The 13,902-nt window shown below is 37.9% G+C and carries 16 protein-coding genes; 11 read left to right on the top strand and 5 right to left on the bottom strand.

Annotation, left to right across the window (positions count from 1 at the left end; genetic code table 11):
* Both CFS60_RS11950 and CFS60_RS11945 read left to right on the top strand, forming a co-directional pair.
* Nucleotides 1-746: HNH endonuclease (locus tag CFS60_RS11950; RefSeq protein ID WP_255387569.1), on the top strand; the 746-nt coding region annotated here is incomplete at its 5' end.
* A gap of 23 nt (nt 747-769) precedes the next feature.
* Nucleotides 770-1,243, top strand: coding sequence for an SMI1/KNR4 family protein (locus CFS60_RS11945; RefSeq protein ID WP_088816076.1), 474 nt, complete (start codon nt 770-772; stop codon nt 1,241-1,243).
* A gap of 256 nt (nt 1,244-1,499) precedes the next feature.
* On the opposite strand, the gene CFS60_RS13870 is transcribed toward CFS60_RS11945, so the two are convergent.
* The gene (locus tag CFS60_RS13870; protein ID WP_159458308.1) at nt 1,500-1,646 is read right to left on the bottom strand and encodes a hypothetical protein; all 147 of its coding nucleotides are present in this window, start codon (nt 1,644-1,646) and stop codon (nt 1,500-1,502) included.
* A 230-nt stretch (nt 1,647-1,876) separates the two neighbouring features.
* Between CFS60_RS13870 and CFS60_RS13985 the strand changes: the two genes are divergently transcribed.
* The 4 genes from CFS60_RS13985 to CFS60_RS14105 all read left to right on the top strand — a co-directional run bounded on the left by CFS60_RS13985 (nt 1,877) and on the right by CFS60_RS14105 (nt 4,383).
* On the top strand, nt 1,877-2,599 hold the full coding sequence (locus CFS60_RS13985; protein ID WP_220387237.1) for a polymorphic toxin type 28 domain-containing protein: 723 nt from the start codon (nt 1,877-1,879) through the stop codon (nt 2,597-2,599).
* Nucleotides 2,584-2,991 carry a contact-dependent growth inhibition system immunity protein gene (locus CFS60_RS11935; RefSeq protein WP_088816073.1) on the top strand — a complete coding sequence of 136 codons (408 nt, stop codon included), beginning with the start codon at nt 2,584-2,586 and terminating at the stop codon, nt 2,989-2,991. Before CFS60_RS13985 ends, CFS60_RS11935 begins: the two co-directional genes overlap by 16 nt.
* Nucleotides 2,992-3,527: 536 nt before the next feature.
* On the top strand, nt 3,528-3,770 hold the full coding sequence (locus CFS60_RS11930; protein WP_088816072.1) for an Imm59 family immunity protein: 243 nt from the start codon (nt 3,528-3,530) through the stop codon (nt 3,768-3,770).
* A 400-nt stretch (nt 3,771-4,170) separates the two neighbouring features.
* Entirely contained in the window at nt 4,171-4,383 is a 213-nt protein-coding gene (locus CFS60_RS14105; RefSeq protein ID WP_244169961.1) for a hypothetical protein, read from the top strand.
* Between the two features lie 216 nt (nt 4,384-4,599).
* Here CFS60_RS14105 and CFS60_RS11920 read toward each other — a convergent pair whose 3' ends face one another.
* On the bottom strand, nt 4,600-5,175 hold the full coding sequence (locus tag CFS60_RS11920; protein WP_159457895.1) for a PadR family transcriptional regulator: 576 nt from the start codon (nt 5,173-5,175) through the stop codon (nt 4,600-4,602).
* A gap of 108 nt (nt 5,176-5,283) precedes the next feature.
* Between CFS60_RS11920 and CFS60_RS11915 the strand changes: the two genes are divergently transcribed.
* On the top strand, nt 5,284-6,252 hold the full coding sequence (locus CFS60_RS11915; protein WP_088810461.1) for a Gfo/Idh/MocA family protein: 969 nt from the start codon (nt 5,284-5,286) through the stop codon (nt 6,250-6,252).
* A 59-nt stretch (nt 6,253-6,311) separates the two neighbouring features.
* Here CFS60_RS11915 and CFS60_RS11910 read toward each other — a convergent pair whose 3' ends face one another.
* Nucleotides 6,312-7,412, bottom strand: a complete 1,101-nt coding sequence (locus CFS60_RS11910; RefSeq protein WP_088810460.1) for an ABC transporter ATP-binding protein — start codon at nt 7,410-7,412, stop codon at nt 6,312-6,314.
* Between the two features lie 357 nt (nt 7,413-7,769).
* Here CFS60_RS11910 and nrdD point away from each other — a divergent pair, with 357 nt between their 5' ends.
* Nucleotides 7,770-9,920, top strand: a complete 2,151-nt coding sequence (gene nrdD, locus CFS60_RS11905) for an anaerobic ribonucleoside-triphosphate reductase (RefSeq protein WP_088810459.1) — start codon at nt 7,770-7,772, stop codon at nt 9,918-9,920.
* On the top strand, nt 9,913-10,461 hold the full coding sequence (gene nrdG, locus CFS60_RS11900) for an anaerobic ribonucleoside-triphosphate reductase activating protein (protein WP_088810458.1): 549 nt from the start codon (nt 9,913-9,915) through the stop codon (nt 10,459-10,461). The genes nrdD and nrdG overlap by 8 nt, the downstream gene beginning before the upstream one ends.
* A 34-nt stretch (nt 10,462-10,495) precedes the next feature.
* On the opposite strand, the gene CFS60_RS11895 is transcribed toward nrdG, so the two are convergent.
* Both CFS60_RS11895 and CFS60_RS11890 read right to left on the bottom strand, forming a co-directional pair.
* The gene (locus CFS60_RS11895; protein WP_244169960.1) at nt 10,496-10,969 is read right to left on the bottom strand and encodes a Crp/Fnr family transcriptional regulator; all 474 of its coding nucleotides are present in this window, start codon (nt 10,967-10,969) and stop codon (nt 10,496-10,498) included.
* 257 nt (nt 10,970-11,226) lie between these two features.
* Entirely contained in the window at nt 11,227-11,856 is a 630-nt protein-coding gene (locus CFS60_RS11890; RefSeq protein ID WP_088810457.1) for a Crp/Fnr family transcriptional regulator, read from the bottom strand.
* A 179-nt stretch (nt 11,857-12,035) separates the two neighbouring features.
* On the opposite strand from CFS60_RS11890, the gene CFS60_RS14100 reads away from it, so the two are divergent.
* Nucleotides 12,036-12,545, top strand: coding sequence for a hypothetical protein (locus tag CFS60_RS14100; protein ID WP_088810456.1), 510 nt, complete (start codon nt 12,036-12,038; stop codon nt 12,543-12,545).
* On the top strand, nt 12,542-13,849 hold the full coding sequence (locus tag CFS60_RS11880) for a glycosyltransferase (RefSeq protein WP_088839298.1): 1,308 nt from the start codon (nt 12,542-12,544) through the stop codon (nt 13,847-13,849). The genes CFS60_RS14100 and CFS60_RS11880 overlap by 4 nt, the downstream gene beginning before the upstream one ends.
* Nucleotides 13,850-13,902 lie beyond the last annotated feature (53 nt).

The following is a 13,902-nucleotide window of genomic DNA, read 5'->3' as shown; positions in this document are numbered from 1 at the left end:
ACGCATTACAAGTCACCACACAAAAAGGCATCAAAGGATTGGACAAGGTCGGACAAACGGCAACCGCCATGAAAGGCTCTTTAAACTTGCCACCACGAAAAAATCTAGCCTTAGCTGGCATGGGAGGCATCCCGAACCAAGCGCCTTCCAAAATCGCTCAAGGGACGGAGAATTTGAAAGATGTGCTGCAGAAGTTTGATGTGAATTTGGGTGGCGGAAGCAAACGAGCTGATGGTATAATAGAGAAAGCCAATGGGGCTAATGCTAATCTAATTGACGATTTTGTTAATGGAAAAGCATCGTTTGATGATGCTCTGCAAAGTTACTCTCAGAAATATGCTGAAATAGTATCTAAAAATGAAAAATGGTCATGGAATAAATCTATTTCTGGAGGAGAAAATTTATCAATTAAGCAGAAAAAATTGATAAAAGAAATGGCTGTAAATGAAGGGTTAATACCTGATGTAAAAGTGACTCCTGTAGAAAACATGAAATATGGATTTGCGGATTTTGAAGGCGCAGGAGTAGTTGAAGAAACTATTGACTTACCTAAAGATTTATGGCTTAAATCAGATAAGGAACAATTCAATTGGTTAAATGAACAAGTTGGTGGTGCTCGTCCTGGTAAAACATGGCACCATACTGAAATTCCTGGTAAAATGGAGCTTGTAGATTTTGGCATACACAACATTACAAGTCATAATGGTGGTAGAACTGCAGGAATGTGGGCAGATAGCGCAAGATAATAAAATAGTTTGGAGATGATTTTATGAAAATTGAAGAAACATCTATAATTTTACCTTTACCCACTCAAAAAGATATAGAAAAAGAAGAAAGTTATTGGAAAGTGACGTTGCCAATTGAATATGCGACATTTATTTCCAAATATAATGGTGCAGTGCCAATTACAAATGTTTTTACTGTTTCTTCACATGAGTATGTGATTGAAAGATTTTTATGCATTTTAAAGGATAGTGAGAACAATAAGCTTGGTATGTACGATATAGATGTTGTACTGTCCCAGATTGAAGATAGATTAACTGATAATGAGGATTTAGTCGGAGTTGAATTATTGCCTATTGCAAGCTTGTTTGGAGGAGATTTTCTTTGTTTAAGTTTTAAAGATAGAGAACATCCACCTACTGTTGGAGTATGGAAGCACGAAGAATCTTCTGAATTAGAGCCAGTATTTTTAAAAGGATTTTCTAGTTTTAAAGAGTTTTTGGCGAATTTAACTGAGTAGTGAAAATATAAAAAGAAATTTAAGTAGACATGCTATTTTGCTAGATTCTAAGAATGAAACAAGAGAATTTTTAAAGAACAAATTCAACTGCTAAAGCAAATGATGGGCATGTTATGCTAAAAACGCTCGAGGAGCAAGTCAAGGTGCTAGCTATTTTGTGAGTTCCTCGGGCACTGATAAACAGACATGCCCAATAAAGAAAGTCAATAGCGACGTTAGGAGAGTCTAGCGGTCTATTGACTTTCTTTATAGTGTCTCACGGATTAGAAGCGTCATTTTTCTCTTTTTCTTCTGCTTCTTTTAGAAATTGTTTTATGACAAGTACCTTCATAACTTCCATTTCATCATCAGTCATATCAAATTTCTTTTTTCCAATTTCTGTGATTGCTAGAAAATTCTTCAACAAGACATCTGTTAGCTTTTTGCTTCTTCTTCAGAAAAATTTTTAATACCATTTTCAGTGATATCCAATTAGTATAGGTTACTCTAGTTACTCCGACTAAATCAGCTAGTGCTTGTTATGTCATTTTTTCTCGGTTCGGAGTTGTTTAAAGCGTTCTGAAAACTTAGACATAATCACCTTTCATAAATTTAGCAAACGTGAGTGATTCGTTCTTACAAGGCGTGAAAAATGTGCCCACTCAAGTGGGTGACATCACCAAGCTCGGGCAGACACAAATGAGAACGCGCATGGCCAGCCTAAAAACCGCCACTCAAGACGCATTACAAGTCGCCACACAAAAAGGCATCAAAGGATTGGACAAGGTCGGACAAACCGCAACCGCCATGAAAGGCTCTTTAAACTTGCCGCCACGAGCACATCTAGCCTTAGCCGGCATGGGAGGCATCCCGAACCAAGCGCCTTCCAAAATCGCCCAAGGGACCGCGAATCTGAAAGATGTGCTGCAGAAGTTTGATGTGAATCTGGGTGGCGGAGGCAAACGGGCTGATGGTATAATAGAGAAAGCCAATGGGACTGTGGATGATATTCCAAAAAATATTGAGGATATGCTAACCCCTGCTCAGAAAAAAAGTGTGAAGAAGATAAATAATAATATTAATGATCATTTAACTGACGGTGATTTTAGTGGAACAAGAAGAGATTTGGAAGGGAATCCAGTTCCTAAGAAAGGGGATTTTGGAAAATATTGGGATCATTTGGATGAAATGCTCAACACCCATAAATCTCTTATGGGTTCAAGGAGAAGTATTGAAAACTCACTAAAAAATCCTAATCTACCTAAAGATGTTAGAAATTTTCTTCAGAATGAATTACAAAAAGCAAATGATAGTCTTAAAAAGATCGATGACTTATTTAATGAATTTGGAGGTACAGATAAATGGCTGAAAAAATAAAGGATATTTATCATGAAAGTGATGATTTTCCTATTACGACTGAAAAATATGATATTTGGTTAAAAGAATTGTTAAATAAAACAGAAGATGAAATAGACGAAAATGATGTTTATACAATGTTTTCTCAGCATGTATTAGAAGATTTGGCAATAAAAAAAGCTATAGAATTTATTTTGGAAGATCCATTGGCTGGCGAAATGTGGGAGGGCCAATTTTTAGAGCAGTTAGCAAAAGAGCCTATTGAGAAATTGGAAATATATAGAAAGGAATTAAAAGAGTTACCTTCTCATATAGATCAAAATATAGATGATTCCTTGTGGGATTTTGATTTTGAAAGAGACGAGTTTATGGAAAAATATGAAGAATTTAAAAAAGTACTTTCTAAATTGTGAGCTGTAAAAAATGAGGCAAAAAAAGACACTTCATCAACTAACAAAAGCAAGCAATATGTATTGTACAAAAATTCAAAGGACTTAGGTGTACAATAATTTTAGTTAGAAAATAGTAAAGTTATTGAAACGGTATTAGTGAGGCACCAACTACTGATACCTTTTTTTGGTTTTGGCTCAACTGGTTTAGCCTTAGAAATCCTTACGGAAGTCTCGAAACGTGCCCAGCGCGGCGCTTTTGCCGTACTGGACGTTCATTGAAGACGTGAATAAGTATCATCGTTATCAAGTAACTGGCGATTTTAATGATATAAAGAGTTATGTAGATAATTGTACTAATAGTAGCCTGAAAAATAAAAATTTATAATGATGTACAAATATATTATGGAAATAATTGGAGTAAAGTAAAAACTGGAGTTGGAGAAATTGCTCTTGGATTTGGTTCGGACGGTGGGGGAACTCAGTGGCAATTCCCTTTCTCTGTAGATATCTTAGAAAAAATAGGATTAGTAAAAGAAATATTATAGGAGGGTGTAGTAATGGAGGAACAAAAGAAGTTGCTAAATATTATTAGTGCTGAAAAATTACCTGTAAATCTATATAATGATTATGCTTTGCAACCATTTGAGGTGGTGTTACAAAAAGAAAATGGGGTATACCATGTTTTTTCTACAAATGAGCGAGCGGGACTACAGGGAATAATAGTGAATTTTGATAAAGAGGAAGAAGCGCTTGAGGATTTGATTATGAAAGCCAGACTAATGAAGAAAAATTACCACTAAGATTTATTTTTAAATTGCTTATTAATAAACTTTTAAACTGATCTGAAAGTTATAAATGAAAAAGCAACAATCTAAAGCTTTTTCATAAGTAGAGTCAGTCATGAAGGACTCCTATAATGGGATTATGGACAAGTTGTTCGATATAAGTCAAGGTGCTAGCTATTTTGTGAGTCCCTTTTTCTTCCTTCCGACGGATATAAAATGACAGAGATATTTAAACGAGAAAGGTGATGTTTTGATGGAAGAGATAATACCAGGAAACGGTTTTGCAATAATCAAGAATGATGATAAGTATAAGATTGAATGGCCACAAGGTCTGTTCGATTAAGTAGTATCTTATTCAATAACTAAAGAACTTGCAGAAAAAGCATTCAAATCATCTGAAGAAGCTTATCAAGTAATGATATATGCAGAAACAGGAAAATGGCCATCTAGAAACATGGAAGAGAAAGTTAGAGAATTTATAAAAAAGTTTCCAAAGTTGCTAATTAAAGTACCTGACAACAGAGCGTTGTTTTCAGAAGAGGAATTGAAAGAATTGCTTCCTTTAGGGAAAAAGAATTTGTCTGAAGAAGCATCTGACTATCTGATTGGCGACAGGTCATTAAGTTAGCCTAGTCCTCTTGAATGTTTATTAAATGTAATAGTTTTTCTAGAAAATATGAGTTTATTGAAGTGGTATTTGTGAAGAAATAATCACTGATGCTATTTTCTGATTTTTCCTTCAACTACTTTACCCAAGAAATGTTACAGGTACCCACACAAAAAGGTTGCACTTTTCTCCAATTGAAAAGTGCAACCTTTATAGTCTATCTCTAAAAGTAGGTTTTTACCCAAAAAATTCAGCCATTTCCTCGCGAATATTCCCATTAAAAGTCCCGGTTTCTATGCGCGCTATCCAATTATCAAGCAAATCCACATCCGCTTTTAAATGTTGAATCGCGTTTTTAATAATTAGCGCAGTGGCAGCGTTTTCTGGATTGGCCGTTTTGTCCGCTGCCCGCTCGCGGCTCAATTCAAGCTCGCGGGACACCGCGTTTTTTCGTTCATTTAAATAGAACAAAAGCTTGTATTTATCGGCATAGTCGGAGAAAAGTAACGCCGGGTAAAGCGTTTTATACGACAAAATATCTTTTTTAAATAGTTTATAAAGCTCTTTTTCAATTTGGGCGCGCCCTTTTTCTGTAATCGCATACACCGTTTTTGTCGGCGTCTTTTCATTTTCAACCACTTTAGCGACTGAAATGTAGTCATTTTTAAAAAGTGAGTCAAAAGCATAATAAATTTTAGCATCATTAATTTGGAATAAGTAATTCCAATCGTAGTGCTTTAAAAAGCGCTTTACGTCATAAGGATGCACATTTTGATAGTCAAGAACGCCTAGAATGACTAATTTTAAAGACATTTTCATTCCCCCCATTTTAAAATATTATACCAAAGTATAGACTTTTGACAAAGAAAAGCGAACATGCCTATAATAAATTAGAATATGAATAGGGAAAGGATGATGGAAATGACAGAGCTAAACTGGGCAATCATTGGCCCAGGCGAAATCGCGCATCAATTTGCTGACGCGATGCAAAAGATGGGGCGCACTATTTATGCAGTTGGAGCGCGCAAAAAGGAAAAAGGCGAAGCGTTTGCTGCAGAATACGGGATTCAAACGGTTTATGACGACTTTGATGTGCTTTTTGCCGATGAAAATATTGATGTTGTGTACATTGCGACGCCAAATTCGCATCATTTTGAATTTATGATGCAAGCTGTGCAAGCCGGAAAACATATATTAGTCGAAAAGGCGATAACGATAAATACGGCGGAACTCGTTGCCGTTCAAACGGTTGCGGCGGAGAAAAATTTGATTGTTGCCGAGGCGATGACGATTTTTCACATGCCGCTTTATAAAAAACTAAGAGAAATTGCGAACTCGGGGAAACTTGGGGAGCTTAAAATGATTCAGGCATCGTTTGGTAGTGCGAAGCCGAATGATCCTACTAATCGCTTTTTTAATTTAGACCTTGGCGGCGGGGCGCTGCTTGACATTGGTACTTATGCTTTGTCGTTTGCGCGCTTTTTTATGAACGAAACGCCAACCGAAATTTTGACGACAGTGAAAAAATATGAGACGGGCGTAGACGAGCAATCAGGCATTATTTTGCGTAATGAAAAAATGGAAATGGCGGTTGTAAGTTTAACATTCCGTTCCAAAATGCCAAAACGAGGCATCGTCGCCTACGAAAAAGGCTTTATCACAATTGATGAGTATCCGCGATCGAGCCAAGCAAGCATCACCTATTCAAATGGCAATCAGGAAATTGTGACTGCCGGCGATTCAAACAGAGCGCTCTCCTATGAAATCCTCGATATGGAAGAAAGCATTGCGAACGGGGCAAGCCAAACGATGGCACTCACTGAAGATGTGATTCAAATTATGACGAATGTGAGGGAACAATGGGGAATTAAATTTCCTTTTGAGAAATAGAATAAGCGGTCGTCTATAATTAGACGACCGCTTATTTTTATTGAAGTGGGAGGATTAGCTTAGTCAATTAATGCAATTTCAGATTCTTTGTCGAAGAAGTGTGCTTTGGACATTTCGAAAGCAAGTGTTAGTGTTTCGCCGTTTACGTGATCTGTACGGGAATCAACACGTGCTACGAATTCGTGTGAGCCAACTTGATTGTGGAGCATGAATTCAGCACCAGTAAGTTCAGCCACAATTGTTTTCGCTTCAAAGGCATAATCAGGATTAGCTTCAATCATTAGAGGTTCATCGTGAATATCTTCAGGACGAATGCCGAAAACGATTTCTTTATTGTCATAGCCTTTTTCTTTTAAGACTTTCAATTGGCCTTCTGGAATCGAGATGGTGAAGTCATCACCAATGAAATGGCCATTTTCTATCCGACCGCTAAAGAAGTTCATCGCAGGGCTACCAATAAAGCCAGCTACGAACATGTTAACAGGGTGATCATACACTTCTTTTGGCGAACCAACTTGTTGGATAACACCATCTTTCATAATAACGATGCGAGTCGCCATAGTCATCGCTTCGGTTTGGTCATGGGTAACGTAAATCATCGTTGTATCAAGTTTTTGATGTAGTTTTGTAATTTCCGCACGCATTTGCACACGAAGTTTAGCATCTAAGTTTGATAGCGGTTCATCCATTAGGAAGACTTTTGCATCACGTACAATCGCACGACCTAAGGCAACACGTTGTCTTTGTCCACCAGAAAGCGCGCTTGGCTTACGTTTTAAATACTCGGTTAGGCCTAAAATTTTGGCCGCATCTTCAACACGAGTTTGAATTTCGGCTTTTGGCATTTTACGAAGCTTAAGACCAAACGCCATGTTATCGTAAACGGTCATATGTGGATATAAAGCGTAGTTTTGGAAAACCATTGCGATGTCGCGGTCTTTTGGTGCCACGTTATTCATCATTTTTCCATCAATATAAAAGTCACCTTTTGAAATTTCTTCAAGACCAGCAATCATTCGAAGTGTTGTGGATTTACCGCAACCAGACGGACCAACGAAAACGATAAATTCTTTGTCCGCAATTTCCAAATTGAAGTCTGATACAGCCGTTACTTTATTATCATAAATTTTATACACATGTTGTAAAGATAATTGAGCCATTCTATTCGCCTCTTTCTTTTTAACTTACTTGTATTGTAAATGAAAACGCTTTACAAAAACTATGGCAACATGCACAAAAGCCGAATGAATTTTTTGGGCATGTTGACAAAAGTTAGCTGAGCAGAAAAGGGTGTTTTTGAAAAGGGACGAATGTCTTGTTTTAGAAAAGCATGGTGCCATGCACTTATATTTGTGAAATTAAGAACTAAAGGCCTATTTTTTTCGAATATCTAGGAAATCACTTTAAATGATACTTTATATTGTGTTATGATTATTTTGCTGATACAAGATATAGTTTTTATAACGGTGGGGAAATACTGTTTAAAAACAGACTGAAGATAATCGGGGGAATGAGTTATGTACATGGAGCAAGCTGTAGAACAAGTTGTTATCAAACGAGATGGACGAAAATCGAGTTTCGATTTGATAAAAATTAGGAGTGCAGTGCTGGCATCAATGAAAAGTATTCATGTGGAGGATGAAGCTTTTTTAGATGATATTGTGGTTGAAATTGTGAATTCTTTACCAAGTGAAGGGGAATTAACGATTGATGAAATTCAGCATACGGTTGAAAATGCGCTGATGAAATCCGCTTATCCAGATGTTGCACGAAGCTACATAGAATACCGCCATGACCGCGATGCTGTACGTGAAAATGTGACCGACATGACGAAAAGTGTTCAAAAATTACTTGAAAAAGACAAGACGGTTGTCAACGAAAATGCGAATAAAGACGCGACTGTATTTAATACGCAACGCGATTTAACGGCTGGAGCGGTTGCTAAAAGCTATGCGCTGAAATATATGCTGCCTAAACACGTATCAAACGCGCATTTAAAAGGAGATATTCATTTTCACGATTTGGATTACAGCCCGTACCACGCGATGACGAACTGCTGTTTAATTGACATTAAAGGAATGCTTGAAAAAGGGTTTACAATTGGGAATGCGAATGTGGAAAGTCCGAAGTCGATTCAAACTGCGACCGCGCAGATCGCGCAAATTATCGCGAATGTGGCGAGCTCACAATACGGCGGTTGCTCCGTCGACCGCATCGATGAAATTTTAGCGGGTTATGCTAAGCGCAACTATGCGAAACATGAAAAGGAAGCGGGCGAGTGGGTTGTTGCTTCCAAGCAAAAGGAATATGTTGAAGAAAAAACGCGCAAAGACATTTATGATGCCATGCAAAGCTTGGAATATGAAATCAACACGTTATATACAAGCAATGGTCAAACGCCATTTGTCACGCTCGGTTTTGGTCTTGGGGAAGATTGGTTCGCACGCGAAATCCAAAAAGCGATTCTCACTGTTCGCCTTGGCGGAGTCGGCAAAGATAAGCACACGGCGATTTTTCCAAAACTTGTCTTTTCGTTAAAAAGAGGAACGAATCTGGAGGAAAACGACCCTAATTATGATATTAAACAACTGGCGTTACAATGTTCTGCTAAGCGTATGTATCCCGACGTTTTAAGTTTCGACACGCTAACGAAATTGACGGGGGACTTCAAAGTTCCGATGGGCTGTCGCTCGTTTTTGCCAGCGTGGAAGAACGAAAACGGCGAGTTTGTGAATGCCGGCCGAAATAATCTTGGCGTTGTCACGCTTAATGTTCCGCGAATCGCGATTCAAAGCGGCGGCGACCAGACGAAGTTTTGGGATATTTTCCATGCGCGCATGCAAACTGTAAAAGATGCCCTTTTATTCCGTTTAAATCGTGTCAGAGAGGCACGCCCAGAAAACGCGCCGATTTTATATAAATACGGGGCTTTCGGGAAGCGACTACAAGACGGCGATGCAGTTGACGAACTCTTTAACAAAGAGCGTTCCACCATTTCAATCGGCTACATTGGTCTTTATGAGGCGGCGACCGTTTTTTATGGTGGCGAGTGGGAAACGAATTCCGAAGCGAAAAACTTTACGCTCGACATCGTGAAAAGTTTGAAAGAATACGCGGACGAGTGGAAAGCAGAATACGGTTACTGGTTTAGCGTCTACTCTACACCAAGTGAAAGCTTGACCGACCGTTTCAATCGCCTAGACCGCGAAAAATATGGCGTTATTAAAGACATAACCGATAAGGAATACTATCAAAATTCATTCCATTTCGATGTGCGCAAAAAAATTACACCGTTTGAAAAAATTGATTTCGAAAAAGAATATCCAGAGTTTTGTTCAGGTGGCTTCATTCATTACTGTGAGTATCCAAAAATTGTACACAACACCAAAGCGTTAGAGGCTGTTTGGGACTATGCCTACGACCGAGTTGCTTATCTCGGAACAAATACGCCAATTGATAAATGTTATGAATGCGAATTTGAAGGTGAGTTTTCCCCAACAGAAGAAGGGTTTAAGTGCCCAGAGTGCGGAAACACAGATCCTGAAAAGGCGGACGTTGTGAAGCGAACTTGTGGCTATTTGGGCAATCCGATGAAGCGTCCGATGGTTCACGGGCGTCACGTGGAAATTTCGAAGCGTGTGAAACATATGGAGCTACGTGATGAATAATCCAGCGCCAAAAGAATGGCAATCTGAAAAACTAAGTCGCGGTTTTATCGCGGACTATAAAGCGTTTAATTTTGTGGACGGGGAGGGCGTCAGATGCAGTCTTTATGTATCTGGTTGCCCTTTTCATTGTGAAGGTTGCTATAATAAAGCCGCGCAGTCGTTTCAATACGGCGTGCCGTTTACAGAGGAACTTTTAGAAAAAATTGTCCGCGACGTTCGGCATGAGTCCGTGCAAGGCTTAACACTTCTCGGCGGAGAACCATTTCTAAACACGGAAACTTGTTTAACGGTTTGTAAAAAAATTCGCGAGGAGTTCGGCGACTCAAAAGATATTTGGTCATGGACCGGCTACACGTGGGAAGAAATGATGCAGGAATCAGAAGATAAACTCGAGCTACTTTCTTATGTCGATGTGCTCGTTGATGGCCGTTTCGAGCAAAAGCTTTTTGACCCCAATTTAGCTTTCCGTGGTTCGAGCAATCAACGAATTATCAATGTAAAAAAATCAATGGCAAGTGGTAAAGTTGTTTTATATAAGTAAAAGCTTGGTCGCTATGACCAAGCTTTTTTCATGGTTAAAGATGACTTTTTACAAAAGTATTGCCATCTTCTCTTTTTAATAAATTCTGATTGACTAAGTTTATAAGAATTTTGTCCAAAGTTTTGCGCGAAACGCCACCATATTTGGACAACATTGTTTTTGTAATAAAACTAGGGATTTCAAAATAACCGTTTATTTCGGGAGCTTCCACTTTTTGACAGAAAGTTTGTAACGTATAAATGATGCGCTTATCAGTGGGAAGATCAAATTTCATGAGTTCAAAACAAAATGCCGAAGAATTTTCCGTAACTGCATTTAGCAGCCATTCCATATATTCGATTTTATTTGAAGCAAAGTTTAGAAAGAATTCTCGGTTTACAAAAGCAACTTGTGTTTCACTATCACTAATAAGACGTAATTGATCATGCACGCCCATTTTATAGGGAGATTGGTGGATAACATTACCTGGAACAAAGAATTGTAAAATTTGAAAGGTCTTATTTTCCAAATGGAAACAACCCTCCAAAATAATGACTATATGTGTATCCATTTTTTGAATCTCAAGCGTCTGATTTCTCTGTATTGTCTCGAATGCTACGTGTGAAGGATACACCTTGCTTTGATTCAAATCCTCAACCATACTGAGCAGCTCGCTATGATTCATAATATCGTCATCTCCCAACAATTTATACTATCATAATAACAGAAAAAAGTGAAGAATGACTGTTTATTGCATTATAATTAATAAAATTTTAAATGAAATCTTTATGAAGGGACTTTTACAAAAAACCTTTTATTTTCGATTCGTACAAGCTCTTTTTGCATTAACGACTCTAAAATTTTATCAAGTTGTTTACGTGAAATATTCCCATATTTCGCGAGTTTAACCTTATTTATAAAAGAAGGTACAGCGAAATAGTCATTTTTTCGAGTTGTGTTTAACTTTTCACATAAATATTGTAATGTATAAACAACCCTACCTTCTGTAGAAAAGTCATATTTAATAAGCTCATTGTACAAGTTCATATTGTTAAGTAAAGTCATCTCAAGTAGCCATTCCATATAGGAAGGTTTATTCGTTGCGAAGTTTAGAAAATATTCCCGGTTAACAAAAGTAATCTCAACATCTGTATCGCAGACTAAAAATAGATTTTTTTCTAAATTTAAACCTGCCACTTGTTGGTTAATGACGTCACCTTTTGAGAAAAAATGAAGAATCTGTGCATTTTTATTTTCCATATGCACAGTCCCTTCATGAACCACAATGAATTCATTTAAAAAGCGTTTCCCATCAATAATTGAGTTTTTAACTAATTTTTCAAAATTTATCCATGAGTTATCAAGTTTATTAGAGTTTAAGTCTTCTAAAATCTCTTTAGTTCTGTCGGTAAACAATTCAATCAGCTCCTTTTTTTTATTATCATAACAAGAATGAAACGAATGAATATGTGGAATTTACACATTTTTTTGCTGTTTTTTGTTTAAATTTAGTCAAATGTTTTATGAAATCATGCTTACAAAATAATGATTAAGGGAATGGAGAGAAGAATAACTTTTTAGAGGAGTTGACACACATGAAAGAGAACGCGACAAGAGAAGAAATGAACGAGCAGTTTATCGAAGATCAATTTTTTGAATCGGGGCACACGGGCTTAAAAGTTCGCCAAATACTCATCACGATTTTAGCATGGCTAGTCTTTTTTCTGCCATTCGGCTTAGTGTTGTTTCCCATTTTATTTTTAAAGGAACGCGTCATTATTTTTGCCGCTTTTGAAACAGCCATTCGGATTTTTCGAATACTTGACATCTTTTTATTAGTAGCCATTATTTTTATTGTCATTTATTTCTTATTTCTCACACACAAAACGAATAAAAATTTCGAAGAACGCTTGCAAAAAGAAATTACATACGATGAATTTGAATCAAATACACGAGAAGCTACATTAGAAGCATTTTTTACAGAGCGATTTGGGGATAAAGCAGAACGGGAGGCCGCAAAATTTGTGTCCATACCTGAAGAAAAAAATATCGATGAAACTACAATCCGTGATTTATACAAAGAAAAAGGGGTAGAACTCAAATGAATTTAAGTCTTTTTCATACAGGAAATACCGTTTTAGATATGACAATGACCATCTTTTTTGTTATTTTGCTTACTTATCCTATTTTAGGAGGACTTGCTTGGTTTTTCGGAGCGTTTTGTTATTCTTATTTGTTCAAATATAGGCAAGAAACTTGGACAAATATTCCGCCAGAAGTAGAACCATTTATAACCATTATGGTTCCAGCACATAATGAAGAAATCGTTATCGAGGATACAATCGAATATTTAATGAACAAAATAAACTACAAAAATTATGAAGTGCTTGTAACAGACGACGGCTCCACAGACACAACGCCAGAAATTTTAGCACGGCTAATGGATAAATACCCCAACTTACGCGTCGTCAGAATCGAGAAAAACAAAGGGAAGGCACACGCATTTAACATTGGCACAAGCTTTGCGAAAGGCGAACTCATTTTAAGCAATGACGCTGACACTGTTCCCGAACCAGATGCTTTATGGAAATACGTCAATTATTTTATCCGTGAAGACGGAAGAAACATCGCCGCCGTGACCTCCAATATGGACGTGCAAAATCGTTCAACACTCGTTGGGAAGTCTCAAACCGTCGAATTTTCAAGCATCGTCGGCATTATTAAACGGACCCAAAGCAGCGTTTTTGGTGTTATCTATGCCTATAGCGGGGCAAACACAATGTACCGAAAAGCCGCTCTAATGGACGTTGGCATGTTTCGCCAAGACCGCGCTACAGAAGACATTAGCATCGCTTGGGATCACCAAATGAATGGCTGGCTATCGATTTTCGCCGCCGATATTATCTTTTTCATGGAAGTGCCCGAAACCTTAAACATGCTTTACAAACAACGCAAACGCTGGGCAAAAGGTGGGACAGAAGTGTGGCTGACAAACTTCAAAAAGGTAGTGTCCCACCCGTTTCAAAATCTCGGCCGAACATCCCTATTCATTGACCAAACGCTAAGCATCTTGTGGACCTTCTTCTTTTGGATTTCGAGTATCATTTTTGTCGCTCGCTTCATCTATTTACTGTACATCTGGGACATCCCACAAATCTGGCTCATGCTCGCTGTCGCTTTCGTCTTTGTTTGCTTCGAAATGATAGCCGGCGCTCTCCAATTGTTCGCCGCCCTACTAATTGATGACCGCGGGAAGAAAATGAAATACTTTATGTTTGCACCGCTTTATTTACTGTTCTACTGGATTATGAACGCTGTGACCATTTTAATGACATTCGTTCCAGCAGTGAAGACTATTTTAGGATTTGGCACAGGCGTCTGGACTAGCCCGGAAAGACGTCAAAAATAATAAAAAAAGTAGGCAAGACCACGACCATGGTCTTGCCTACTTTTTTTATTATG

The organism is Listeria sp. ILCC792, assembly GCF_900186135.1.
Lineage (GTDB): Bacteria > Bacillota > Bacilli > Lactobacillales > Listeriaceae > Listeria > Listeria goaensis.
This window is presented reverse-complemented; position numbering and strand designations above follow the sequence as displayed.